The sequence below is a fragment of the Methanococcoides sp. AM1 genome, assembly GCF_900774055.1.
In the GTDB taxonomy this organism is placed as follows: Archaea; Halobacteriota; Methanosarcinia; order Methanosarcinales; family Methanosarcinaceae; genus Methanococcoides.
The window spans coordinates 249133-274771 of sequence record NZ_CAAGSW010000001.1 but is presented as its reverse complement, the minus strand read 5'-3'; the positions used below and the strand labels follow the sequence as shown (position 1 = coordinate 274771).

General features: G+C 45.3%; 28 protein-coding genes. 13 read left to right on the top strand and 15 right to left on the bottom strand.

The window, feature by feature from the left end; genetic code table 11:
* Position 1 precedes the first annotated feature (1 nt).
* The 4 genes from mtrD to E7X57_RS01365 all read right to left on the bottom strand — a co-directional run bounded on the left by mtrD (position 2) and on the right by E7X57_RS01365 (position 3228).
* A complete protein-coding gene (gene mtrD / locus E7X57_RS01380; RefSeq protein WP_135609768.1) occupies positions 2 to 721 on the bottom strand; it encodes a tetrahydromethanopterin S-methyltransferase subunit D in 720 nt (239 codons plus the stop codon).
* On the bottom strand, positions 718 to 1623 hold the full coding sequence (gene mtrE, locus E7X57_RS01375; RefSeq protein WP_135609766.1) for a tetrahydromethanopterin S-methyltransferase subunit E: 906 nt from the start codon (positions 1621 to 1623) through the stop codon (positions 718 to 720). The genes mtrD and mtrE overlap by 4 nt, the downstream gene beginning before the upstream one ends.
* 187 nt (positions 1624 to 1810) lie before the next feature.
* Positions 1811 to 2197, bottom strand: coding sequence for a DUF5402 family protein (locus E7X57_RS01370; RefSeq protein ID WP_135609764.1), 387 nt, complete (start codon positions 2195 to 2197; stop codon positions 1811 to 1813).
* Positions 2194 to 3228, bottom strand: a complete 1035-nt coding sequence (locus E7X57_RS01365) for a peptidase U32 family protein (protein WP_135609762.1) — start codon at positions 3226 to 3228, stop codon at positions 2194 to 2196. Before E7X57_RS01365 ends, E7X57_RS01370 begins: the two co-directional genes overlap by 4 nt.
* 92 nt (positions 3229 to 3320) lie before the next feature.
* Here E7X57_RS01365 and E7X57_RS01360 point away from each other — a divergent pair, with 92 nt between their 5' ends.
* Positions 3321 to 4130 carry a sugar phosphate isomerase/epimerase family protein gene (locus tag E7X57_RS01360; RefSeq protein WP_135609760.1) on the top strand — a complete coding sequence of 270 codons (810 nt, stop codon included), beginning with the start codon at positions 3321 to 3323 and terminating at the stop codon, positions 4128 to 4130.
* A 76-nt stretch (positions 4131 to 4206) separates the two neighbouring features.
* Here the strand turns inward: E7X57_RS01360 and E7X57_RS01355 are convergent, their stop codons facing one another.
* The 5 genes from E7X57_RS01355 to E7X57_RS01340 form a co-directional block, all read right to left on the bottom strand.
* Complete coding sequence (locus tag E7X57_RS01355; RefSeq protein WP_135609758.1) at positions 4207 to 4617, bottom strand: universal stress protein; 411 nt, start codon at positions 4615 to 4617, stop codon at positions 4207 to 4209.
* Positions 4618 to 4755: 138 nt separating this feature from the next.
* The gene (locus E7X57_RS01350) at positions 4756 to 5247 is read right to left on the bottom strand and encodes a Fe-S-containing protein (protein WP_135609756.1); all 492 of its coding nucleotides are present in this window, start codon (positions 5245 to 5247) and stop codon (positions 4756 to 4758) included.
* A 4-nt stretch (positions 5248 to 5251) separates the two neighbouring features.
* Positions 5252 to 5761, bottom strand: a complete 510-nt coding sequence (locus tag E7X57_RS01345) for an ABC transporter ATP-binding protein (protein WP_371413135.1) — start codon at positions 5759 to 5761, stop codon at positions 5252 to 5254.
* Positions 5739 to 5912 (bottom strand): hypothetical protein, encoded by a 174-nt coding sequence (locus E7X57_RS12915; protein WP_371413134.1) that lies wholly within the window; start codon positions 5910 to 5912, stop codon positions 5739 to 5741. Before E7X57_RS12915 ends, E7X57_RS01345 begins: the two co-directional genes overlap by 23 nt.
* Complete coding sequence (locus E7X57_RS01340) at positions 5905 to 7074, bottom strand: FtsX-like permease family protein (RefSeq protein WP_135609754.1); 1170 nt, start codon at positions 7072 to 7074, stop codon at positions 5905 to 5907. Before E7X57_RS01340 ends, E7X57_RS12915 begins: the two co-directional genes overlap by 8 nt.
* A gap of 244 nt (positions 7075 to 7318) precedes the next feature.
* Between E7X57_RS01340 and E7X57_RS01335 the strand changes: the two genes are divergently transcribed.
* The 6 genes from E7X57_RS01335 (at position 7319) to E7X57_RS01310 (ending at position 13464) form a co-directional block, all read left to right on the top strand.
* The gene (locus tag E7X57_RS01335) at positions 7319 to 7783 is read left to right on the top strand and encodes a DUF5806 family protein (protein ID WP_135609752.1); all 465 of its coding nucleotides are present in this window, start codon (positions 7319 to 7321) and stop codon (positions 7781 to 7783) included.
* Positions 7784 to 8332: 549 nt separating this feature from the next.
* Positions 8333 to 9598, top strand: a complete 1266-nt coding sequence (locus tag E7X57_RS01330) for a UbiD family decarboxylase (RefSeq protein ID WP_135609750.1) — start codon at positions 8333 to 8335, stop codon at positions 9596 to 9598.
* Positions 9599 to 9622: 24 nt separating this feature from the next.
* A complete protein-coding gene (locus E7X57_RS01325; RefSeq protein WP_135609748.1) occupies positions 9623 to 10810 on the top strand; it encodes an aconitase X catalytic domain-containing protein in 1188 nt (395 codons plus the stop codon).
* A complete protein-coding gene (locus E7X57_RS01320) occupies positions 10797 to 11210 on the top strand; it encodes a DUF126 domain-containing protein (RefSeq protein WP_135609746.1) in 414 nt (137 codons plus the stop codon). The genes E7X57_RS01325 and E7X57_RS01320 overlap by 14 nt, the downstream gene beginning before the upstream one ends.
* Before the next feature lie 18 nt (positions 11211 to 11228).
* Entirely contained in the window at positions 11229 to 12347 is a 1119-nt protein-coding gene (locus tag E7X57_RS01315) for a site-2 protease family protein (protein WP_135609744.1), read from the top strand.
* 10 nt (positions 12348 to 12357) lie between these two features.
* Positions 12358 to 13464 carry a TIGR04013 family B12-binding domain/radical SAM domain-containing protein gene (locus tag E7X57_RS01310; RefSeq protein WP_135609742.1) on the top strand — a complete coding sequence of 369 codons (1107 nt, stop codon included), beginning with the start codon at positions 12358 to 12360 and terminating at the stop codon, positions 13462 to 13464.
* 6 nt (positions 13465 to 13470) lie between these two features.
* On the opposite strand, the gene E7X57_RS01305 is transcribed toward E7X57_RS01310, so the two are convergent.
* The 4 genes from E7X57_RS01305 to E7X57_RS01290 form a co-directional block, all read right to left on the bottom strand.
* Entirely contained in the window at positions 13471 to 14172 is a 702-nt protein-coding gene (locus E7X57_RS01305) for a YkgJ family cysteine cluster protein (RefSeq protein WP_135609740.1), read from the bottom strand.
* A 165-nt stretch (positions 14173 to 14337) separates the two neighbouring features.
* Positions 14338 to 16143 carry an excinuclease ABC subunit UvrC gene (uvrC, locus tag E7X57_RS01300; RefSeq protein WP_135609738.1) on the bottom strand — a complete coding sequence of 602 codons (1806 nt, stop codon included), beginning with the start codon at positions 16141 to 16143 and terminating at the stop codon, positions 14338 to 14340.
* Positions 16144 to 16192: 49 nt separating this feature from the next.
* Positions 16193 to 16954 carry a ribonuclease H-like domain-containing protein gene (locus E7X57_RS01295; RefSeq protein ID WP_135609736.1) on the bottom strand — a complete coding sequence of 254 codons (762 nt, stop codon included), beginning with the start codon at positions 16952 to 16954 and terminating at the stop codon, positions 16193 to 16195.
* Between the two features lie 198 nt (positions 16955 to 17152).
* Positions 17153 to 17578 carry a hypothetical protein gene (locus E7X57_RS01290; RefSeq protein ID WP_135609734.1) on the bottom strand — a complete coding sequence of 142 codons (426 nt, stop codon included), beginning with the start codon at positions 17576 to 17578 and terminating at the stop codon, positions 17153 to 17155.
* Between the two features lie 279 nt (positions 17579 to 17857).
* On the opposite strand from E7X57_RS01290, the gene E7X57_RS01285 reads away from it, so the two are divergent.
* The 6 genes from E7X57_RS01285 (at position 17858) to E7X57_RS01260 (ending at position 24612) form a co-directional block, all read left to right on the top strand.
* A complete protein-coding gene (locus E7X57_RS01285; protein ID WP_048195595.1) occupies positions 17858 to 18130 on the top strand; it encodes a PRC-barrel domain-containing protein in 273 nt (90 codons plus the stop codon).
* A gap of 8 nt (positions 18131 to 18138) precedes the next feature.
* On the top strand, positions 18139 to 18867 hold the full coding sequence (locus tag E7X57_RS01280) for a tRNA(His) guanylyltransferase Thg1 family protein (RefSeq protein WP_135609732.1): 729 nt from the start codon (positions 18139 to 18141) through the stop codon (positions 18865 to 18867).
* A gap of 123 nt (positions 18868 to 18990) precedes the next feature.
* The gene (locus E7X57_RS01275) at positions 18991 to 19944 is read left to right on the top strand and encodes a tyrosine--tRNA ligase (RefSeq protein ID WP_135609730.1); all 954 of its coding nucleotides are present in this window, start codon (positions 18991 to 18993) and stop codon (positions 19942 to 19944) included.
* A 99-nt stretch (positions 19945 to 20043) separates the two neighbouring features.
* The gene (locus tag E7X57_RS01270; protein ID WP_135609728.1) at positions 20044 to 21180 is read left to right on the top strand and encodes a hypothetical protein; all 1137 of its coding nucleotides are present in this window, start codon (positions 20044 to 20046) and stop codon (positions 21178 to 21180) included.
* Positions 21181 to 21315: 135 nt separating this feature from the next.
* Positions 21316 to 23316 (top strand): cation:proton antiporter, encoded by a 2001-nt coding sequence (locus tag E7X57_RS01265; RefSeq protein ID WP_135609726.1) that lies wholly within the window; start codon positions 21316 to 21318, stop codon positions 23314 to 23316.
* A gap of 18 nt (positions 23317 to 23334) precedes the next feature.
* Entirely contained in the window at positions 23335 to 24612 is a 1278-nt protein-coding gene (locus tag E7X57_RS01260) for a methanogenesis marker 16 metalloprotein (RefSeq protein ID WP_135609724.1), read from the top strand.
* Here the strand turns inward: E7X57_RS01260 and comE are convergent.
* Positions 24581 to 25144 (bottom strand): sulfopyruvate decarboxylase subunit beta, encoded by a 564-nt coding sequence (gene comE / locus E7X57_RS01255; RefSeq protein WP_135609722.1) that lies wholly within the window; start codon positions 25142 to 25144, stop codon positions 24581 to 24583. The genes E7X57_RS01260 and comE overlap by 32 nt on opposite strands.
* Complete coding sequence (gene comD, locus E7X57_RS01250; protein ID WP_135609720.1) at positions 25141 to 25638, bottom strand: sulfopyruvate decarboxylase subunit alpha; 498 nt, start codon at positions 25636 to 25638, stop codon at positions 25141 to 25143. Before comD ends, comE begins: the two co-directional genes overlap by 4 nt.
* Between the last annotated feature and the right edge of the window lies 1 nt (position 25639).

The following is a 25639-nucleotide window of genomic DNA, read 5'->3' as shown; positions in this document are numbered from 1 at the left end:
CTTAGAGACCTCCGATTGTCATTACACCGACAAATGCGCACATCAATGTTGCTACAAAGGATGCGACTACTGCCTTTGGCCATTTCTTGAACTTAGGGTCGTGGAATCCTTCGATGGTTCCTCCAATGTTGTATGAAGGGATTACCGCATTCACGAAGAAGATACCTACTGCGAAGATACTTGCGAGTGCTACAAGGTTACTCTGGCTCAGGGTTGTGCTTGTGCTCATAAGTGCGTAGTAGATCATAGCTCCACCAACACCACCGAGAGCTCCACCGATAACACCACTTACGTATGAAACGGTTGGAAGTCCGTGTCCCTCTGTACCCTGGGATACATAGAGGTCCTGCCTGTCCTTTGTGATCGGGTCATAGTCTACCTTTGCGGATGCTGGTGGTACGCCAACACCATAAACGTATACCCATGTACCGACGATCATTGTTACAGCGATCATGATCATTGCGCCGACTGCGCCTGATGCGACTACCAGTGCAACACTGTCGCTGACGTTCATAACTGCTCCTGCGGTGACAAGCCCGGTAAGACCTGCTCCTGCTGCCAGCTGGACAGTACCGGTACCAATACCAGTTGCCTGTGCCATAGCTGCAGGTGCTCCACCTACAGGCACGAAGTGAACACTCCATGAAATTAACATGCCACCAAGGGTGACCATTACTATGTATGCTATATTCTCTGCGAGAATTCCTGCTATATCTATCATGCAGCGACCTCCTCGTCTTCCTTGTAAGGTCCGTATGCCTCACGTGCTGCTACTTCGATCCTTCTGTTCCAGATGATCATAAGTAATACAATAACTGCTCCTGCTACAACTGAAAGCCATCCCATTGTGATGCTTATTGCAGGATCAAAAACTGCTGTTACCCAACCGCTTAAGAAAACGGTCATACCGAATGCGAGACCAGTTACTGGTCCTCCGAACTTTGCACAGAACCATGAGTTGTCTATACCGTTACGAAGTCCTGATTCTGCTTTCCTTACAATGTTACCGGAGTTTGCAGCATTAAGACCTGATCCGAACTCGACGTTCTGGAACTCACGTTCTGCACCATAGTGAACATCACCAGTTGATGAACCGATAGCTCCGACGGTGATTCCCCATATGAATGCAATAAGTGCAAGTGGGAATGGGTGTCCGAGAACAGCTACCATAATGTATGATACAACAAGGATACAGAATGTTGTAATGAATGCATATCCCATGATCACCGGCGTGTGTGATCGGATAATATCAAGATATATTGGTTGTCTGAAACGCTTCTGACTTGCAGTACGTCCCATGTAAGACGTAATAGCATATGTTCCATGTACTGATGTAGCAATGAGCGCACCAACAGCGATAGCAAAGACCACGGACAGACCAGCGGTCATCAATACAGATGCCACGGTTCCGCCAATAGCACAAATCAATGCATTCGATGGTGGTTCACCGGAAATTGCTTTATTATAGATCCTGTGTGGGTACATCATCTGGGGTGCTAATTGCACTTGTGAATTAGGGTTACTCTGAGATCCGACATCAGATTCAAGATCCTCAGTTGTGCCAGCAATAGTTGCGGCAGCACCCATAAGTGCTAAAACACCCATGCCCATGAGTGGTTCCATTTATTTATCCTCCTTCCTAGTTCTAAATCAATATGTATGAGTGCGAAAGTCTGCACGTCCTTCGATAATTCAGCCATGTCTATAATTATGGCATAGACTAACGTAAGATGGTGGGGATTATCTGAAATCCTTCATAAACCTTTCGGAACTTTCCTGAAAAAAGGCGATGCTGACAGGTGGAAAAAATTTATCCGCGCCTGTCAAATCTCATTATGTAAATGTCAGGCCTTGGCTGCTTCCCACTTCCTCTTCCAAAGTCCATGTAGCAGCTGTTACAAAGCACACGCGCATTGATCGAAGCGATCTCTGCTGTCCCCGGAATCAGGCGTGCAAACAGAAAAGACGGTTCAATATCAAGTGATGTCACCGTATCTGTAAGGTGCTTAACTATGTGTTCCTCAAAAACTTCCAGGTCATCCAGCTGGAGTCCCCTTGTGTTGATCGTGACCCCTCCGCATCCGCAGGGGAGTGCGAAAGCATCCATTTCGATCAGGAACACTGGCACTCCTAAAAGTTCCCGCAGGTTGTTTTCCAGGGATGTGCGCGCTTTCAGCAATTCTTGTGTCATGCTCATATTCTATCTCCTATTGATCCCAGTGGAATTTTCCGGATATCTTCTCCACTTCCGGAATATGTGTGTATGACCTTTTCAGCAAGGCGCTTGCAGTAGCCGCATTTGTGGCATACCTTGTCACATTTTTTCCATTGCTCGATGGCACCATCCAGTTCCCTGTTTGGTATATAAAATGTGTCTTTGAGATCCTTTATGCTGTCCAGCAGGTCCATCAGGTTACCCTCATATCTTTCATTTGCGTAGGCCTCAACATTATTGAGGATCCAGTTAACGAAATGAGTGCGCCCTCCGATCTTGAAGGTATCAGTGATATGTTTGTATTCTTTCAGGTCCTCTGGCCTGATCCATGGTGATTTAATGATCTGCTGCGGGTCCTTTATTCTCAGGGAAAGGCATTTGTAGTAATAGTAATCGTCAAGGACGTTCGGCTTAGGACCGGGGCCGTTGGCATGTGAAAAGAAATTAAAGTGGGCGTACCTGAAAGGGCACTGGTAGAGGCATGCTTCATTGACGAGCAGCTTAAGCTTGCATGAGACTGTATCCCTTATGGCTTCCAGCTTGTCGAAATGCCTGTTCACTGCCGGGTCCACTACAATGGTCGTAGCTCCCAGCTGCTCATAGAACTCTGCCTTTTGCGGCGTGTCCACGAATGAAAGTACTGAGACCACTACATCCATGTCATAGTCCTTTGCCAGCATCTCCACAAGGTATGGGTCTGCAACGGTTATGGAATCGATACCGATGGTGTTCAGTTTGTCGAAATACCAGTCTATAGCGCGGTAACCTTCAGGGGTAAGGTGCTGTCCGCCCATGCAGGAACTGTTCAGCACGATCTCCATTTTGACGCCTTTTGAATGTGCGTACTCGGTCTGTTGCGCGATGTCGTCGAGTTTCGGGGCACTCAGGTTCGTCCTGCCGGTCCCGACATATTCGGGGGATCCTGCCATGTATACTGCGTATATATTATCAGAACCCGCTAATAGCTCCTTAAGTCCTTCAAAATGACCGATGTGTGGTACATACAGCTTCATTGGAACTTTCTTATCGGGTGACTTTAGATAAGGATTTTGGTTTGTTCGTTCAGACCAAAATAGTTATTAAAATCCATTTAGTTCTAGTTAATATGATGATAGGTGCGTCTTCTTTTGCAGGTGAGCTAAGGGAACTGGATGGTCATGTAGAGTCAGTTGAGCTTTATATGCCAAAACTCGGTGTCTATGACGGCTCAGAACTCCAAAAGGACAGACTGGAAACGGTTCTGGATGAGCTTTCAACATGTGACCTCCGGACATCCATGCATGCACACTACTTTGCAGATGTTCCCACTTATCCTAAAGAGCTCGTTGTGGACACTGCTTCAATGGAAAAAGCACACTTCTCTTTGATGGAGGATTGTATAGGCCTTGCAGGAAGACTTGGTACAAAAGCTGTGGCACTTCATCCCGGAAGGGTCGGTGATGACAGGGAACGATCACTGGGCAGGATGATCTCCAATCTCAAACAGCTTGCTGCATTTGCATCTGAGAACAACGTAATGCTCGGGCTTGAGAATAAGGAATCGACCGATCCCGGGAACCTTTGCTGTGAGGCAGAAGAATTGTTAAGGGTGGTCGATGCTGTAGATTCTCCAAACCTCGGTGTGACCTTTGATGTTGGGCACGCAAACCTGACCTGCGGCGGTGATCCTGAAAAACTGGCTGATTTTGTGAATGCCATCTCGGAACACGTGGTCCACGTACACTTACACGATAACTACGGCTTCTGGACCTCCAATTATGATGGCGATGAACACATGGCACCCGGAAGTGGCAATATTGATTATTCTGTCCTGAAAGGACTCAAAAAGTATAATGGGATATTCAATCTGGAAGTTTTCTCCCTTGATGATGTTATTGCCGGGAAAAAAGTGATAGGTAAATACGTGATGCCGTAAAAACGATTTTAGTTATTATCTTCAATGAACAGTTTTAAATCATGGTGAGGGTCACGATGATTCATTCTTTATAATTTTATATCTTGTAATCAGGTGGTACTACAAGAACAAGGATGTCAGACATCTGTAGTACTTTCTGTGTGACCGAACCCATTATCTTCTTGATACCGGTCTGCCCGCGTGTCCCAATGATAATCCTGTCAACTTTATGCATTCTGGCAGTTTTGACGATCTTTTCCGGCGCATTGCCATCCACGATCTCGGCGTGAATCTTTGATTCTTCACATCCCATTGAGATCAGTTCCTCTTTTATGGAACTGATCACCTGTCCTGCACCGGTCTCACGCCAGGTTTTCCGTCCAAGTCCTTTATCTTCGACCACATGGACTATTACTATCTCTGCATTATGTTTCGTTGCGATCCTGCCCGCAACTTTTGCTGCGTTCCTTGAATATGTGGAACCATCCGTGGGTAGTAATAGTTTCATATAATTTCGGGTTAGCATTGAATGTATTTAAGTTATTGGATTTTCCCATGGCATTTTGTTCCCGGGGTTCCGGTAAAGGGCAATGCTATCGGGATCTGCATAAGTATCTATCAAAAAAAGTCAAAAGGGATGAAGCTTTCATCCTCTTTGTATTGTATTCATGTGAGCTACTACGATATCATTTATTTCAATTATGACATTTCCATCTGATACTGTATATGGGATGTTCTCTTTTGGATAATCGACACATGCCCCCTGTATGCCTTGTCCGGTTGCTGCATCAAAGGTCGTTCGGCATGAATCACAAACAAGAATGTCTTTGGCAAGACTAAAACCAATCGATCCGCATGGGGGGCAAACATTAGATCGGATCACGATATCGTCCCCAAGCCTGTAAGCCATTACTGCTATTTCTCCTGCAGTTGTTTCTACTTTGAAGTGCGAATTCATATTTTCATATATGGTCTGAACGGGAATTGCAGCCGTATTTTCGATAACCTGTGGTTCTATCCATGTTGCAGCAACAGGATCTGCTGTAATTGTTGCCTGTGCGCTGTTATCAAGACAACCGGCAGCAAGCACAACTGCAAAAGTAACTAATACTATGTATACTGCTAATTTTAAATTCATATGATCATTCCTTTATTTTTCCGTCCTGTAAATTGATGATCCTGTCTGACATTTCAGCAAGATCGTGATTATGTGTGATCATAACAACTGTCATCTCACTCCTCAGGGATCTTAGAAGCGAAATTATCATTTCTCCTGTTTCTTTATCCAGTGCTCCTGTCGGTTCATCGGCAAGAAGTATCTTCGGTCTCATTACAAGTGCCCTGGCGATCGCAACCCTTTGTTGCTCTCCACCGCTAAGCTCGGATGGCTTATGGTCAAGCCTGTGCGAAAGGTTTACTCTTTCAAGAGCCTCGTTGATCCTGCTCTGTTCCTTCTCTCCTGCAAAAACAAGTGGCAATGCAACGTTCTCGTATGCTGTGAGGGAAGGGATCAGGTGGAATTGCTGAAAAACGAAACCAATTGTCTTTCTTCTGTGGTTGACCAGCTCTTTCTGGGATTTTTCGGTAACATCCACTCCGTCGATCAGTATTCTGCCACCGGTAGGCCTGTCAAGCATGCCGATAAGGTTCATCAGTGTGGTTGCCTGATCCTGACTGTCCCATTACAGAAACAAATTCACCGTTTTTGATATCCAGATCAATACCGTGCAATACTTCTACATCATTTGAGCCGATCCTATAGCTCTTTTTGAGTTCCTTTACCTGAATACTTGCGTCAGACACTTCTCAACACCTCCGCAGGATCGATCTTCAGTGCACGTTTTGCAGGGAGAATGGATGCAACAAGCCCTACAATTACAGACATTCCTGATACCAGTGATAAGAGTTCCCACATCGGGGCCGGTTCTGCAAAGCTCAATAAAGGGGCGATTGAGTAGGATACAAGGGTTCCGGTAATAAAGCCGATACTTCCTCCTATGATCCCGATCAGTGCACCTTCGATGAACAGCATTTTTATGACCTGGTGGTCGCTTGCCCCAATTGCACGCATTATGCCGATCTCCCTTATCTTCTCGTTTACGGATGCAAGCATGGTTGAGGCGACAGTAAGTGTGCTTACAAGCAGTGTTATAAGTGAAACAGCCATTGCGGAAGTTCGGGTATGCTCTATCATGGCCATTTCGCTTTGCACGATCTGACTCATCGCCCTTGCCTCAACGCCAGGCAGTATTTCTTCTATCTGACGGCTCATTTCCGAGACGGGACAATCATTACATAGGGCACGGATCTCAATACTGCTGACCTTGCCTTCCCTGTCAAGAAGTTTCTGTGAGATCGAAAGTGGCATTATAATATAGCCATCCTCCTCCCCGCCGGTACTCTCAATGATGCCTTTTATTTCAAGGTTCATTGCAATGCTATTTTTTTCAAGAACAACGATCGATCCGGTAGTAAGGCCGAGGGGAGTTGCGATGTCCTGTCCAAGTAGAACTTCCATAGCTTCGGGGTCGGAAAGCCATTCCCCTTTAATGTTCCACCATGATTTGAGTATCTTCTCCTGCTCCAGATCAACTCCCATAACAATGACATTTTCTTTTCCCAATTCTGCAATACCATAAAGTCGAGGTGCTACGACGGCAAGATTTGCATTGTTCTCAATATTATATATCCTGGGAATATCGGATTGGGCAATATAGTTCTCACCGGTTGATATTGATCCCAGGGATGTTGATCCGGCTATCAGGGGAATTGAGTCTGTTTGGGGCCTTACTATGATATTTGCACCAAAGCTGGCAGATTCATCATAAAGGCTCTCAGTTGCAGCGGAAAATGTCGTGACCACTGCTACAATAGCAGATGTGGCAACGATCACTCCCAGTACTGCGATCGCAAGTTTGTTCTTGCGTCTGAAAATATCTTTCAGGACAACAGAGTGTAAGCGCATAAAGGGCTAAGTGGGTAAAAGGCAGATAAATACAATTTTCAGGGTAAATATGGCCTCTAACAAAAGGCAAACTTATTCAGGAACGCTGTCTCTGATCCTGATCCATTGTAATTAACGAATTTCAATTCTAAATAATTTTATACCTTGGCACTTGTCATCTCTTTTTTTGCTAAAGCTGGATTGCCATAAGGAAGTATTTATCTGGTTGCAATACATACATGTTATCGGTCATTGAGGGGATGAAATGAACAAATATGAGAAATTCACAAAACTGGAGAATAAGAGTTACTCGGATGTGACACGCTTCCTTAAACAGACCACGCATCTTACTGCACGTGAATGGATCATTGCCCGTTTATGCGCAGACTTCAAGAATCTCTCAAACCGTTCCGAAATGACCTGGATCGGCCAGAACCTGCCTGATCTGGTTCCGTTCGTGGATGAACCGTACACAAGGCAGGAAGTTTCTAATGCACATGCTGCTTTCAAGCATAAGGTCCAGCGCAGTGGTACAACTTTCTTTTATGCCTATTATGCAGGACTTATCAGCAAAGATGAAATGATCCTGATCATCCATAAGATCGTGACAGATCTTAAAAAACTGATCGAAACAGAAAACGGGGAAGTGTCCGATGAGCATATGACCGATGTACAAATGCTGGTTGCAGAAGCGTTACATAGGATCAATGAATCTCTTGATCTGGATTGATAAGTTGTCAGCTATTCTTTGCAGAAAAAGTTACCCTTTTAAATAAAACCTATTATCCATACCCATTACTATTTATGCTATGAATCTCTCTATGGTCAGTGTTACAACCGCTCCCATCACTTAATTTATTTGATTTCTGATCAATTCCTCATTGATGGGAGCAATTCCTTTTCATGATCACAAATTTTGTAAAACTTTCATAATTTTCAATTCAAAACAGTGTTTACTATTGTAGCTGGTTTCTAATATACTGATATCATCCGGATACAATTTCTTTACTAATATTAAGTTATTCATTTAGATTATATAAATTAGCTAAAAGCATTAATATTTATACTATAATGCGTTTCTATGTGTAGTTCTATGTGTTGTCTTCCAACAGCTCCCATCGGCTTCCTTTCGTTCTGATTTCCAAACCCATTTTCATCATCGATGGGAGCAACTCCTTTTTCTGAAGGTATTTCTCTTTTTTACGTACTTATATAGGGCTGAATTTAAAAAAAGACGACAATGTATTTATCGAGAGACACTTTTTACTATATCGATACAATGAGTTTCAGAGATTTTATCGATCATCTAAGGGCAAGCGACAGGCTTGTTGAGGTCAATGATACTGTTTCGAAGGTATTCGAAGCACCAAGACTTGCAAAGAAGAGCAATGGTCCTATACTTTTCCACGACATTGACGGCCAGAAGGCCATCATGAACCTTCTCGGTTCCAGGGATGAGCTTGCTGACATGTTCGGTGTACCAAAGGATGGTATTATCCAGAAGCTTTCTGAAGTTCGTCCGGATGGAGAAGTGAAGCTAGTTGACTCATCCCCGACACAGGAGGTCATAACTGAGGAGGTTGACCTTTCAAAGCTCCCTCTTATGACACACTTTGAGAAGGACGGCGGGCCTTACATTACTGCAGGTGTTGTGGTTTCTGAGTACGATGGGATGATGAATGCATCTATCCACAGGCTCATGGTAGTAGGAAAGGACAAACTGGCTGCACGCCTTGTTCCACCGCGCCATAGCTTCGTCCTGCACAAGAAGGCATCCGAGAACAACGAACCACTTCCAGTTGCCATCGTCCTTGGTGCAGATCCTGTCATCACTTTTGCTTCCACGACTCGTGTACCTGCAGGAAAGGAATTCGAGTATGCAGCAGCCCTTCGCGGTGCTCCTGTGGAACTGTTCGAATGTGAGAATGGTGTCAAAGTACCACATGCAGAGATCATACTCGAAGGGTACATCGATCCTGTGGAAAGGGTGGATGAAGGTCCTTTCGTGGACATTACAGGAACATACGACCTTGTGCGCAAGGAACCGGTGATCCGCATTACAAAGATCATGCACAGGCGTGACCCTATCTATCACGGCATCCTCCCTGCAGGCCCGGAACACCTTCTCATGATGGGTGTGCCCTATGAGCCAAAGATCTACAATGCTGTTTCAGAAGTAACTACTGTAAAGAATGTCGTGCTCACCGAAGGCGGTTGCTGTTACCTGCATGCTGTTGTGCAGATCGAGAAACAGACCGAAGGTGATGCCAAGAATGCTATCATGGCGGCATTTGCAGCGCACACAAGTCTCAAGCATGTTGTAATTGTGGACGAAGATATTGACATCTTCGACATGCAGGATGTGGAATTTGCCATTGCGACACGTGTAAAGGGTGATTCTGATATGATGATAATACCGAACGTGCGCGGCAGTTCACTTGACCCCAGAGGCGCACCTGATGGCACTACCACCAAGGTTGGTATCGATGCCACGAAAGTGCTTGCAGAAAAAGAGAATTTTGAGCGTGCTAAGATGCCGGAATGAATCTTAAGCTAAGCGGAAAATAACATGCATCTTACAAAAGAAGAAGAACGGACCCTGAACGGTGAGGACGGGGAAACCTTGCAGAAAGCAATGGAGATCCTTGTCGCACTTGGTGATATCTATGGTGCTGACAGCCTTATACCTGTCAAGAGCGCACAGATAGCGGGAGTTTCCTATAAGACCATAGGAGATGCGGGACTTGAATGGATATCTGACCTCAATGGCAAGGTAAAAGTGCCTTCTATCCTGAACCCTGCTGGCATGGATATGCAGCGCTGGCGGGATATGGGCATTGAACCGGATTTTGCTGAGAAGCAGGTGGAGGTAATTAAGGCATACGAAAGTCTTGGTATCCGTTCCATGTGCACATGCACTCCTTATTATCTTGAAGGTTTTTCAGCTACCTATGGTGACCACCTTGCCTGGAGTGAATCCTCTGCTGTATCCTATGCAAATTCAGTTATCGGCGCACGCACAAACCGTGAAGGCGGTCCGTCTGCACTTTCCGCAGCACTTGTGGGAAAGACAGCGAACTATGGTTACCATCTTGATGAGAATCGTGTGCCCACAGTTTCCGTGACCGTGGAATGTGAACTATCAGGTTCTGATTACGGTGCACTGGGTTATCTTGCAGGAAAAGATGTGGGCAACAGGGTTCCTATTTTCTACATGGCCTCAACCCCATCATCTGACAACCTCAAAGCACTGGGTGCAGCAATGGCAGCATCCGGAGCAGTTGCACTGTATCACGTTGAGGACATAACACCTGAAGCACAAAAGGTCGGTTTTGCGAATCCTGAAGATCGGATCGTGATCGAACGCAGCCAGATAGATGAGGTCTACGAAGAAGTCATCGGAGGCGCCGATGATCTGGAGTGCGATATTGCGGCAGTTGGCTGTCCACATTGTTCAGCAGATGAGCTGGAGAATATTGCCAGGCTTCTGGAAGGAAAAGGAATTGACAAGGAACTATGGGTATGTACTTCAAGGGAAGTTGCCGAGAAGAACGCTGAACTTGTTAAACAGATCGAGCAGAGTGGGGCAAAAGTGCTCTGTGACACATGTATGGTCGTGTCCCCTGCTACGGAAGGGCATAATTGCATGATGGTGAACTCAGGAAAAGCGCTTGCATATGTTCCGGGAATGTGCAAGGTTGCCGCAAGGATCGGTAGTCTTGAAGAATGTATCAAAAAGGTGGGTGGTGACAATTAAGATCAAATGCCGTACTATCGCAAGGGGTGTCGCAGAAGGTGAGGTACTCCTGTCAACCGATGCACTCTCATTCTTAGGTAATGTTGACCCAAAGACCGGAGTTGTGGTGGACCCTTCACATGCTATCTATGGCAAGTGCATCAAGGACAAGATCCTGGTGTTCCCTCATGGAAAAGGTTCTACTGTCGGGTCATATGTGATCTACCAGCTGAAAAAGAACAATGTAGCGCCAGCAGGCATGATCAACATAGATTCCGAGCCCATAGTGGCAGTTGGTGCCATCATATCAGATATTCCTCTTGTGGACAGGCTGGAAGAAGACCCATATAAGGTCCTTTCAGACGGCGATCATATAAGGGTAGACAGCAGCAATGGCTACATTGATATCCCGGATAAGTGAGATCATTAGTGTGACATGATGGAAAAAAACGACTCTCATTCCGGGCATCTGGACGATCAGCAAATAGAAGCTTTGGTCATGAACCTTTACGGGGATGTCCATCCTTTTTTTAAGGTCTATGAAGTGGGATATGTTGATGGAGACATATACTTCTATGGCGTTCCGACCACGGATAAGCAAACCATTAACAATAGTTTATGGGGCAAGTTTGGAGCAAAAGGATATCGTTTTACTCTGGTGTCCGAGCTTGGTGAGGATGTGCTGATCGCATCTCCTATTCATGATGTTCCCGAACGCATCTGGATCAATGTGGTGCTGGCAATAGCTACTGTATTTACAACCATGTTAGCCGGTGCAGCAATGTTCGGGGTGGATATATTCAGCGAACCTTCCGGTTTCATAAAAGGCCTGCCTTTCACCCTGGCGATAATGTTCGTATTGGGGTCCCATGAGATGGGACACTACATGGCTGCAAAGATGCATGGTATGCGAACCTCGCTTCCGTATTTTATTCCCTTTCCTACTTTTATCGGTACCATGGGCGCCGTAATAAAACACCGCGGTATCATCCCTAACCGCAGGGCATTGTTCGATGTAGCAGTTGCAGGTCCGCTTGTAGGTATTGTAGCATCTGTGATCGTGACCTTCATAGGTCTTTCACTGCCGCCGGTGGAGTTTCCTGCTGATCCTGGTACGATCATGATCGATATTCAGGTTCCACTTCTGTTCGAAGCGATAACCCGGATCATGGGAACTACCTCCGAAATGATGCATCCGGTTGCATTTGCAGGATGGGTGGGCATGCTCGTAACTGTTCTTAACCTGTTGCCATCAGGGCAGCTTGATGGCGGTCATATCATGCGCGCCATGGTAGGTGAGCGTGCCAGGAAAGTCTCCCTCATGATGCCGATGGTACTGGGTGCTCTTGCGTTGTATGTGATCTTCGTTCTTGAGCAAAATGGAGGCATCTGGTTGTTCTGGTCATTCTTCCTTTTACTCTTTGCTCTGGCCGGTCATCCAAAACCCTTAAATGATGAAATAATACTTGACAACAAAAGGATGGCACTTGGAATTCTCACTTTTATACTGGGGATCCTGTGTTTTACATTAGTGCCGTTAACTCTGGTCATGAATTGAGGTGAGATGTGTGGATATTTGTTTCAGGTTGATGCAGAAGAACACTTACAGCCTTGCAGCACTTTTACCCCTTGTTCCCGATAACACGGTTGTGAAGCAGCCTCATGATGGTATCATGATATACAGCTTTGCAACTAAACAGAAAGAAGATATCTTCGCAGAGGTCGACGATTCTTCCACCGATTCCATTTACATTGCAGGAGGTCCTCATCCATCCGGTTCTGTGGAGGATACCCTTGAACATTTCGATTATGTTGTTATCGGGGAAGGGGAGGAAACGCTTCCGGAACTTGTAAGGACACTTCTTAGCGGAAACAGTCCTTCTGATGTGAGGGGAATAGCATATAGAAAGAACGGTAATGTGGAGTATACTGAAAAACGTGAATCCGTGGATCTTGATGCTTATCCATGCTTTGATCCGGAAGGCATACGTGCTCCTATTGAGATCAGCAGGGGATGCCCGTGGAAATGCAAATACTGCCAGACCCCTCGTTTATTTGGCAACCGAATGAGACATCGGAGTATTGATTCCATATTGAAGTTCGCAAGACACTACAGTGACCTGCGTTTCACTTCATCGAATGCTTTTGCTTATGGAGGCGATGGGGTCCATCCACGTTTTGATAAGGTTGAGAAACTTCTGTCACAGCTACATTCAATGGGAGACAAAAATATATATTTCGGAACCTTTCCCTCAGAGATCCGTCCGGAATTCACAACTCACGAGGGCCTGGACCTGATCGACCGGTACTGCACCAACAGAACGATCAGCATGGGTGCACAATCCGGTAGTGACAGGATATTGAAAGAAATGCTCCGCGGCCATACTTCAGATGATGTCACAGTTGCAATTGAACGCTGCTTTGAGCATGAAATAACCCCGATCGTGGATTTCATCTTTGGTTTTCCGGATGAGCGTGAAGAGGATCAGAAGAGCACACTTGAACAGATCAAATGGATATGCCGCAAAGGTGGAAAGGTAAGGGCACATTACCTGGCCCCGCTTCCATCCACCCCTTATGAGAACATAGTTCCGTCGCCCATCAGTGACCCGGTTCATAAGGTATTGGGAAGGATGGCAAGGGACGGCAAGCTCAGCGGCAACTGGGTCAAGTAAAAAAATTCAGTCATCAATGGATGCTCGTGAAAGCTCGAGTTCGTCCTTGTAATATACGTAAACTTCGATCTCTTCGCCTTTGGAAAAAGCACGCATCTTCCTGTCATAGATCGATTTGACATGGCGAAGTCCGTTCTTTTTGAAGTGATCCCTGACTTTCTCAAAGAATTCGATCTGCTGACGAAGGTATGCTTCCTCATATGCTTTAGTGTCTGCAGCTATCTTTTCAGCTTCATCATCCGATATTTCGGAGTGGTAGCACCCATGCTCGTTAAGTCCGGATATCTGTCTCCAGTCAAGGTTTCCTTCCTCATCTGTTTCCCTGTGGAGCATGTAAGGGTAGAGCCGACAGATTGTGAGCCTTCTGTCATACATAGTACATCTTTTGTTCTCAAGCATGACACAGCTTCCATCTTCCTTTGTTCTCAGTGCGTATCCTGAAACATAGAATCGCCCGTTCTGGTCGCAGAACTCGTAATAAGGTGCAGGCTTGATAAGGCCCGGATCAATACTTTTAATGAACTCTGTATCCTTGTCGAGCAGGAAAACATGGTCGTTGAACTCTTTAGTACAGCACCTTGCACAGAGGTCACATTCAAAACCTACTTCCTTGATGATATCGATCAGCTTTTCATCAGGGTATGCAAGCATTTCCTCCAGTTCCTTCTTTGTATCCTTGATCTGTTCTTCTATAGAATTAACTTCCATCACCTTTTGCTGTTCTGTATGTAATATCCGGTTTCGACATTAAGATACTTCGGTAATAAAATACTATCTCAGTTTCAAAGCCTGAGTTTAAGTGTGTCTCTTTTTCATCCGTCCCTGAATAATGCATGAGGCTGTATTAGTATCGATCCTGTCCACTGTCGACTTTCAATCCTGCTTGTTCTTGAAATGCTCTGCGATCTTCTCAGCAAGCCCTCCGCTGATACCTTCTATTTCCGCAAGCTCTTCCACAGACGCCCGTCTTATCTTCTCAATGGACCCAAAATGGTTCAATAGTGCTTTCTTTCTGGACAAACCGATGCTTGGTATTGAATCCAGTTCCGAATGGGACAACCTTGCAGTCCTTCTTCTCCGATGTGAAGAAACTGCAAAGCGGTGGGATTCATCCCTTACCTGCATGAGCATCCTGAGCGCATCAGAAGTATGTGGAAGTATGACAACATCATCCTCCCCTTCCTTCGGGACAATGATGTGCTCGAACCTTTTTGCCAGACCGACCAGGGGGATGTCCAGTCCCAGTTCCTTAAGCGATCCCATTGCTGCACCAACCTGTCCCGGGCCACCGTCAATGAGGATCAGGTCAGGCATTTTGTTGTCCTCATTTTTCTGCTTCTTGTACCGGCGTTTGACCACTTCTGCCATCATGGCAAAGTCATCGATGCCCTTTACGGTCTTGATGTTGAAATGCCTGTACTTATCCTTTGCAGGCATTCCATTGTTAAATACTACAAGTGATCCTACGGCATCAGTTCCTGATATGTTGGATATGTCAAAGCCCTCTATTTGTACCGGCAGGGTAGGAAGTGAGAGTTCATCACGAAGCTGTACCAGTGCCTGCAGGGCATTTTCCCTGTCACTTCTCTTGATATGTGATTGTTCCATTGTCATGACCGCATTCCTTGCAGCCATGTCGAGTAGTTTTTTCTTATCTCCTCTTGCAGGCACCTGTATACTGACACTTCTGGATGCTTTTTCGGAGAGCCATTTTGTGATAAGTTCTTTTTCAGGTATAGGATATTGCACAAGGATCTCCGGAGGCACCGGTGCATCCTGGTAATATTGCTTAATGAACTCCGCGACGATCCTGGTGATATTTCCCGCTGCATCTCCCCATGAAAGTGAGAAGTCAGCCTTACCGACCATGTTCCCGTCACGGATATAGAATATCTGCACGAATATGTTATCCTCATCAGCTGCCGTGGCTATGAGGTCACTGTCATTGTTGCCGGCGGTAGCTGTCTGCTGCTCGGACAGGCTTTTGAGGGCGGCTATCTGGTCACGCATCACAGCAGCAGCTTCGAACTCCTGTGCTTTTGCATGCTCCTGCATTTTTTCCTGAAGGGAATTGATAATTCCTGAGGTCTCCCCTTTGAAGAACTTCACTGCCTCCATAACGTTCCTGCGGTATTCTTCTTCTGAAATGGAACCGTTGCATGGCGCATAGCAGCGTTCGATATGATAATTAAGACAGGGACGTGTTCTCTTCCCGTCTACCTTCCGGTTACACCGCTTGATCCTGAACACCTGCGAGATCATGTCAAGTGTACGGCGTACAGGCTTGACGTTTGTATAAGGCCCGAAATAAAGGGCTCCGTCCATTAGCCTCTTGCGTGTTATGAATATCCTCGGGAATTTCTTGTTGACCGTGACCTTGACGTAAGGATAACGTTTGTCATCTTTCAGGTCGATGTTGTAATGCGGCCTGTTCTTCTTTACAAGATTGGCCTCAAGTATCAATGCCTCAACTTCGGAATCGGTGACAATGTAGTCGATGTCCTCGATCTTCCTGACCATTGCCCTGGTCTTTGAAGAATGGTTCTTTCCGGACTGGAAGTACTGGCTGACCCTTTTCTTCAGGGATTTTGCCTTTCCGATGTAGATGATGTTGTCGGAGCCGTCCTTCATCAGGTAGACGCCCGGCAGGTTAGGAATATTGGATATGTCCGGTTTCATTATACTTGATCATCCTTCGTATATTGCAGTAAAAGAATGACGATTGATCTCATTTTCCGAGGGTTTTCTGGAATGTCCTTTCGATGAACTGCGGGTACGTTTGCATGATAATGGTCTTTAGGTTGACAATATCTTCCCGGTTGTATTCAAGAAGAAGGTCAAGTGATTCCTCATTTCCATGCTCGTATTCATGCCACAGCCTTACCGCATCGAAGCCGGTGATGTCGACCGTATCATCAGTTCGCTGTATCCCCAGCTTTTTCTCGATGGCCTTAAGTCCTCCTGTGAGTCCAATGCGGCGCAGCGGATACATAAGATCGACGTGAAGCTGGTTGAAATTTATTTCAGGGAATTCGTGCTTGATGAACGGCAGGTCGAAGCGCGCTCCGTTAAATGAGACCAGAAGCTCGTATTTTTCCAGCTCTTCCACGATATCATCAAGGTTAATGCCTTTGACATATGTTTTCGCATCCTTTCCGTCGTAGATCCCGACCACGGTAATGCAGGAACTATTTGCAGACAGGCCGGTAGTCTCAATATCAACATAAGCGACAGAATCCGAGAAATGCTCAAAAGCTCTCCAGTGTTCTGCACCCGGGAGGCAATTGGCGAAGTATTCAAAATCCCTCATCTTAAGGTGATCCTTCGATTCACTGATCCCCTTTTCGATCCTCTCTTTTCTCGTTGCAGGTATTGAAATGTAGTCCTGGTGTTCCAGGTATTCGTCCCACTGGGAGTGCCCGCTCTCCCATATGCGTTTTTCAATTGTTTTCCCTATGCCGGGAATATGTATGTAGGTGCTTGTAAGCATGTTCTTTTGCCCCTCTGGACTTTTCAGCTATACTTCTATTTAATTATGGTGCGTTTCTAAGAGTAAAGCTTTAGGTTTTGTTAAAAGTTTGGTGCTAAGTCATTAGTATTTGTAAGCGAATGCAACAATTAAAAATAGCAAATTGTGGAAAGTGGTTCTTCTTTGATAAATAGTATGCTTATAGAATAATAATGAATATCAATTCACAAAATATCTCTTTTTTGAATATATATAAGCTAAAAATACAAAGCTGAGAGCACCATCTGCAATCACCTCTAAATCTGCCAGCATCAGGTAATTGGATATTCCATTGGCTGCACCCCACAAAAACCACAGGATTGCAAAATAAAATGCGACTTTTTTCAATTTAAGGAATCCGTATGCCAGACTCACAGAAACCAACGCATAAAGGAGGTAAACATAAATCGCAAATCCTGACTGTAAGGAATAACCCATAACATATAGCGGGTATCCTGTAAAACTGAAAATGATTTGGAGTACTGCACCCAAACCGAAAAGGATTCCAAGAATAATTATCCCTCTAGGTTTTGAGTCATCCAAGCCAAGCATCTGGAAATTATTCTTTATCATAGAAATCCAAATATCTGCGAACCCACTGACCATATATTAGAAAAGAGCCCAACTGTATAAATATATGGGCATTCTCGTTAGATAATTTTTGGTGCATTAAGTAGGTTTAAAATCAAATCGAACAGCAGAGGCATTTTTTGCAATTAGAAATGCATGCAGAGGGAATTTTAACACACATATGTGTAGCTTTTAATACCTTTTTTATTAATTTTGCTCGGAATGTTTTAGGGCGTAAGAGTACGCATTTTATATATATTATCAACATGTAAATCATATTTACAATTTCAATAGATCAATACAACAGGGGCTATCATGCGCGCAGATATAACATCACTGTTTGGGTTAAATGTGTATACGAATCAGGGTACGTATGTGGGAAAAGTGAACGATCTCGTTTTTGATGTGGATGAGAGGGTCGTTTCCGGCCTTGCTCTTTCAGACATCAACCGTGACATCTTCGATGTTGCAACAAGAGGGGTCATCCTTCCATACCGCTGGGTGGTAACTACAGGGGATATTGTCCTCATACGTGATATCGTTAAAAGGTTCAAGAAACCTGCAAAAGAGGAAGAAAAAGAAGACTGATACTTCTCATGAAACAGCGGGAGATCTATTCAGGTCTGCGCTGCATTCCTCCTGTTATCATACGCGTTGATGGCAGGACGTTCAAACATACGCTGTCACGGCTTGGTTGCGAAAAGCCGTATGATGAAAGGTTTGCATCTGCCATGGCAGATTCTCTGGAACTTTTCTTCAAAAAAAGCGGAATGAGTGCAGCGTTAGCATATACTTTTTCTGATGAGGCGAGCATTCTTTTCTTTGACCTGCCTTTTGATGGCAGGGTAGAGAAGCTTGATTCTGTGGTCGCCAGCTACCTTAGCAGTGCTTTTACCATAAAGATGGGTCTCGACGAGCCTGTGTCCTTTGATTCCCGGATCATTCCGATCGAAAAAGGGCAGGTCCCGGAGTACCTGATCTGGCGCCAGAACGAGGCCTGGAGAAATTGTGTAAGTTCATATGGGTACTACACGCTGCGTTCGGAAGGCCTGAACGAAAGTGAAGCTGCGGCTGCTATCAGGGGCAAGAAAGCTCAGTATATACATGAGATGCTGTTCCAGCGTGGCATAAACCTTGATAAGGTCCCATCATGGCAAAAAAGGGGTGTTGTCATACACAAGACCGAGTATCATAAGACCGGTTTTGACCCCGTGAAAAATGAAAAGACCCGGAGCAAAAGGTCTAAAGTGGTCCAGGATTGGGATATTCCCATGTTCTCGTCTGAGGAAGGGGATGATTTTTTGAAAAAATATTTGGGTCGCTGATGGGTGTGCTGCCCTATATTGGCTGCTGATGTACCGTAACCTATATGGTCATGACCTGAGTTTAAGGTTCCATCATTCATAGTGGTCATTTTATAGTTATACTATGACATCGAAGGTGAATTCATGGAAAAGATCGACCTTATTAAAAGAAATGTACAGGAGATTGTCACAGAAGCGGAGCTTACAACATTGCTGGAAACCAAGGAACACCCTTCAGCATATACCGGCTACGAACCTAGTGGGAAGATCCACATGGGTCACGTTCTTACTGTGAACAAGCTGATGGACCTTCAGAAAGCAGGATTCGAGATCACTGTTCTTCTTGCGGATGTTCATGCCTACCTGAACCAGAAAGGTACCATGGAAGAAGTGCGCAAGACTGCGGACTACAACAAGGAATGTTTCCTTGCACTGGGACTTGATCCGGAAAAGACTAATTTCGTATATGGCTCTGATTTCCAGCTTTCTCCCGAATACATGCTCAATGTGCTCAAGCTCACCCAGTCCACTTCACTGAACAGGGCGAAGAGAAGCATGGATGAGGTCGGAAGAAAGATGGAAGATCCAAAGGTTTCCCAGATGGTCTACCCGATCATGCAGGCTGTCGATATCGCACTTCTCGGAGTAGATGTTGCAGTAGGTGGTATTGACCAGAGAAAGATCCACATGCTTGCAAGGGAAGGTCTTCCAGGACTTGGCTTCAAGGCCCCCTTATGTATCCACACTCCTATACTTCTCGGACTGGATGGTACTAAAATGTCATCATCCAACGAGAACTACATTTCAGTGGATGATGATGCAGCATCCATTACTAAGAAGCTTAAGAAAGCATTCTGTCCTGCAGGTGTTATTGAAGATAATCCGATGCTTGAGCTATTCAAGTATCACATAATGCCCCGCTACGATGAGATCGTCTTCGAAAGGCCGGAAAAGTTTGGTGGCGACCTTGTATGCAAGAGCTATGCAGAACTTGAGACAGTATTTGCAGACGGAAGTCTTCACCCAATGGACCTGAAGAACGGTGCCGGCAAGTACATCAATGAGATACTTGACCCTGTAAGGGCAGTTCTTGGATAATCTGATAGGGGCAGCAGAATCGCTGCTGCCTACGCAATCTATTTAACGTTTGCACTATAAGAATTAACCCAATAAGAATTAGTCGAATTGGGGAGCCGCATGAAATATACATTTCAAGATTCTAATGAATTATCTATCCAGAGGGATGTTATACAGGACCTTCAGGATTTTGTTTACACATCCAGCAAAGTCCTTCCTATTGAGAATGCTTCCATTGAGAAGAACGATGATCTGATAGGCAGGCGAATTTCTCTGGAGACCGGATCTGGGGAACTGGAGTCCACTAATAGTAATATCCTGGATTTCATTGACAAGACCACTGGAGAATTTGAAGTAAAAGATCTCCTTGATTACAGGAATTCCATTCTTGATGCATGTGAGGCTTCTTTCAACAAGAGTTCAGGTGCCATGCTTTCCGAGATCGAGAGTATTAACAAGGATATTGATGCCGGACTGGATGATGTGGAACGACAGATCCTCTCCATACTCGATCCCTTCTTTGAAGGTGGCGTTTATGGCACAACAGAAAAGTATTTTGCTTCCATGGACCGGAATGTTCTGCGGGGTAAGCTTACGTCCACTGTTGCCGGAATGGAATATGAGTCAGAACTTACCTTCACCGATAGCTCTGCAACAATAAGAGGATTATTCGGCACTCTCTTTTTGCCGACCTGGACAAGGTCCGGTATCATATACAAGGAAGATAAAGTGAAGCTGGAAGATGTATCCGATTTCCGTCTTTCGACCCTTGATTTTGATGATCATCACATTAGTGCAATGTTCGTTAACAAGAAAGCTACCAAGCGTTTAAAGGTCGATATGGGTGGAGATTCCCTTGTTATCTATTATGATGGCAATGAGACCACTGCAGACCCGGCACTCATGAACTCTGTCAAAGAAGAGAATGTAAGATCAATGCTCGATGCGGTTAAAGATTATATACGGTCTCATGTTAAGAGGAAGACCCTTGTCAAGCTTATGATCGATGGCGAAGATGCTATTCGTAACAACCAGACATTCGATTGCCTGAAGCTCATAGCTGAACAGTTCACGGACATCATCAACGAATGCATTGATCGAGGGTATGTTGAAAATGAGATCACAATAAAGATCGAGCAGAATGATGGAACCCGTACTGAGAAATATGTGAGTAAGACTGAACTTTTCGACCAGCTTTCAGAGTTTGGAAGTGAAGGTCTGGAACTTGCAAGCCTTCTTGGTGTAGAGAGTTCCTGATACTTTCAGGTCCGGATGGTCATATCTCTAATATGACCTGTCTTTTTATCTATTTCAATATCTTATTATCTTATATATTACCTGAAACAGAGATTACATCAGGATATCTCTGATATTTATTCGGGGGAAGGCTTAATGGAATCTTTCATAATAAATAATCTTACAATCATTTTCGGTCTTTCCATTGCGATCCTTTATTTCTGTCACCGTCTTCATATACCCATAATTGTCGGATTTCTTTTCACGGGTATGCTATTAGGTCCTCATGGCTATGGTCTCATAGATGCCATTGAAGAAGTAGAAGTACTTGCCGAGATCGGTATCGTACTGTTGCTTTTTACCATCGGTGTTGAGCTATCTTTAAAGGATCTCTGGAGCATAAAGCGGGCTGTTCTGATCGGTGGCTCCATTCAGGTGCTGCTTACAATAGCAGTTGTATATTTCATATCTTCGTGGATAGGGGCCGGTTTTGCGGAATCTGTTTTTATTGGTTTTTTGTTCTCTCTTAGTAGTACGGCTATCGTGCTCAAGCTTTTGCAGAAGCGGGGCGAGTTGCATGCTCCTCATGGACGTTTGTCTCTTGCAATCCTGCTTTATCAGGATGTTATTGTGGTTCCAATGATTCTGGTGACTCCGTTCTTAGCAGGGGTGGGTTCTGCCGGAGATGCAGCACTTCTTCCCATAATTGCAAAAGGTATAGGCCTGGTCGTTCTGGTCATGGCCAGTGCGAAGTGGATCGTTCCAACCGTTCTCTATCAGATCACAAAGACCCGCGATTCAGAGCTTTTCTTCCTGAGCATCATTGTCGTATGCCTTTCAGTCGCATGGCTGACATCCAGCATGGGCCTGTCCCTGGCATTAGGTGCTTTTCTTGCAGGTTTGATCATTTCTGAATCCGAGTACAGCCATCAGGCACTTAGTAATCTCATTCCTTTCCGTGATATTTTCATGAGCTTCTTCTTTATTTCCATAGGGATGCTGCTTGACATCGGTCACTTCTTTGAGGCTCCGGTATTGTTCATACTTGTGGCTGCCGGGGTACTGCTGTTAAAATCAGTCATAGCTGGCTTTGCATCCTACTTACTTGGATTTCCTATGCGTACAGCAATTCTGGGCGGACTTGCACTTGCACAGGTTGGTGAGTTCTCATTCGTTCTGTCCAGATTCGGTTTGGAATATGGTATTCTTGATCAGAATGTGTACCAGCTGTTCCTTGTGGTTTCTATCCTTACAATGGCAGTAACTTCATCTGTCATGTCACTTTCACCCAGGGTCGCGGACAGGGTAGTGAACCTACCTCTGCCATCAAAGCTCAAATGTGGTTTTCACCCCGGGGCGATGGAGGATGTTCTGAGCAAAAAGACCCATCTTGAAGATCATCTGATCATTGCAGGATTTGGGTTCAATGGCAGGACCGTTGCAAAGGCAGCAACAGTGGCAGGAATTCCTTATATAGTTCTCGACACCAATCCGGAAACCGTGAGAAAGGAACAGCTAAAAGGTGAATTGGTATATTATGGTGATTCTTCCCAGAAAGGTGTACTGGAGCATGCGGACATCAAGAATGCAAGGGTACTTGTGGTATGTATATCCGATCCGGCGGGAACCCGAAGAACGGTTGCACTTTCCCGGAAATTAAATCCCAATCTGCACATTATTACGCGTACGCAGTATCTGCAGGAAATGGAACCTTTGTATTCACTGGGTGCAAATGAGGTCATTCCGGAGGAGTTTGAGACATCCATCGAGATTTTTGTAAGATTGATGAAGAGATATCTTATTCCAAAGGATGAGATCGATAAATTGGTTTCAGAGATACGATCAGACGGTTATGAGATGTTCAGGACGTTGTCAGGTACGATGAACATCTATGACATGGAAGTTGATATTCCGGAAATGAACATTACGAATGTAAGGGTAAAGGCATCTTCATATGTGGTTGGAAAAACACTAACTCAGCTTGGCCTGAGAAAGAAATATGGCGTAACGATACTTGCGATCCGACGGAACTCAGAAATTCTTGCAAGTCCGGATGCTAATATTTCCCTGATCTCAGGTGACGTGGTCGTACTGATGGGTACGCCTGAAATGATCTCAAAAGCAGATCCGCTATTTGCGGGCGGGGATGTGGAATAAGTAATCTGGAGGGTTACTATGGAGCGTAGCATTGAAAGTATAAATGAAAGCATCGGAAAAGGTGAAGCTATTGTGCTTACTGCACAGGAGGTATGTGAACTTGCAGATCGCGGGGAAAATATCGAAAACGTGGATGTTGTGACAGCAGCGACACGTGCGATCATGAGTGGGACCTATGCGATCCTTTCATTTCCTGTGGACGCGCCCTGCAGTTTCCTGCGTGCGAAGGAAGTCTATATGAACGGGGTTCCTGCTCATGTAGGTCCCTGTCCCAATGAAAGGCTTGGTATCCTTGATCTGATGCTCTTTGGTACCGATCACAGTTTGGATGATCACCACTATGGTGCCGGACATCTTTTCCGTGATCTTGCAGCAGGCAATCCGGTTGATGTGAAGGTAGTCACTGATGGTGATGTAACCTTCACGACACAAGTTACACTTGACGATATGCCATATGCCATGATGTATGGTACCCGGCATGCTTTCAAGAACTATTCAGCTTTTGTTAACACCTCTGATGATACCGTATCTTCCATATTCCATGCGATCGACTTCGGACCAAGGCTCACAGAGGCCACGATCTCCGGATGTGGGCAGATCAATCCTGTAAAGAACGACCCGCTTCTTCGGTCCATTGGTATTGGAACACGCATCCTTATGAACGGCTCAGAAGGGTTCATACTGGGTGCCGGTACCCGTAGTGCTAAAGAAAAACCAAATCTTGCGGCTTTTGCGGATATGCACGATATGGACCCTGAATACATGGGTGGTTTTTTCACGTCAGTTGGTCCGGAATGCATTGTTTCATGGGCTGTACCCATAGCTGTGACCGATCCTTCAGTAGTGGATGCAATAGCAGAGCGTGACAGGCAGATCAAGATGTCAGTAATGGCTGTGGACAAAAGGGCATGTGTGGGTTATTCCACCTATGGCGATGTGTGGGAGGATGTGGATCTGGAAGTAACGTTCGATCCGGAAGAATGTATCAATTGTGCTTTATGCGAACCTCAGGAGAATTGTCCTATGGCCGCCATAAGCTTTGATGAGGACGAGGTTAGGCTTGATCGGTATGCATGCTTTAACTGTGGCCTGTGCACAACTTTGTGTGTGGGGGATGTATTCACCGGTAAGATGGGTTCCATCAATTTCGAGCTAGGTGAGCATTCGGCGAACGTTCCGATTGTCTTGCGCCAGTCTGACAAAAAGAGAGCATTGGAGCTTTCAGAAAAATTAAAAGAAAAGATCCTGGAAGGTTCTTTCAGACTTACTCAGATGGTCGGGCACATTCAGTCATGAAGCGCTCGATTATCTCTTCAGGGGACAGGCAGATCACAGGCACGGTTGCATTTCCGGCATCCACACGTACAACCAGAACTCCCCTGTCAACTTTTTTGAGCATATTTTCCAGATCATCTTCATTATCGACTATATGAACTTCCTGTATCCCTGCTCCTTTTGCAATAGCACCAAGGTCAGTTCCAAGGGATGTGGCCGTAGGCTGGTCCCCGGTCGAACCATAAGTGCCGTTGTCTATCACAACAAGCAGGTAGTTGTCAGGTCTCTGGTGTGCAATGGTTGCAAAAGTGCCCATGTTCATTAAGACAGAGCCATCTCCGTCTATTGCGATAACATGTCTCTCCGGAACCGAAAGGGAAAGTCCGAGTCCAATGGAGGATGAAAGGCCCATGGAGCCAAGCATGTAGAAGTTCCCCGCCCTGTCATTCAGGTGATGCAGTTCCCTTGAGGGATATCCGATGTTACATACTATGAGTGAATCTTTCTCTTCTGCCTTTTTGGCTATCATTGAGATCGCGTCGAAGCGTTTCATTCTGCCTCCCAGAATCCGATCTCCAGAAGGACTGCAACAGGCCTTCCTTTTTCAGATGCGATCTTCCATGCATGAAGTATTGTTTCTTCCACATTGTCTATGCTAGGCACTACATATGGTATGTCAAGTGCATCAAGTAAAGATGGAGTAAGCTGACCCATAGGTACCTGGGCACAGATAGTTTCACCTTCTACACCCCTGTGGCTCATGATAAGGAGCAGGGGGATGTGAAACAGCTTGTTCAGGGATGCAAGTGCGTTGATGGAGTTTCCAAGTCCTGAGTTCTGCATGAGCATTGCCGGAACCTTTCCTCCCATGTAAGCGCCGGCACAGATGCCTACACCTTCTTCTTCACGGGTCACAGGCACATGGATCATGTTTGGGTCGCTGTCTATCATTGGAAGTATATCCTTCAGGTTGATACAGGGTACACTGACAACAAGGTCGATGCCTATCATTCTCATTCCATTGAATACCGATATGCTTGGGTCCATG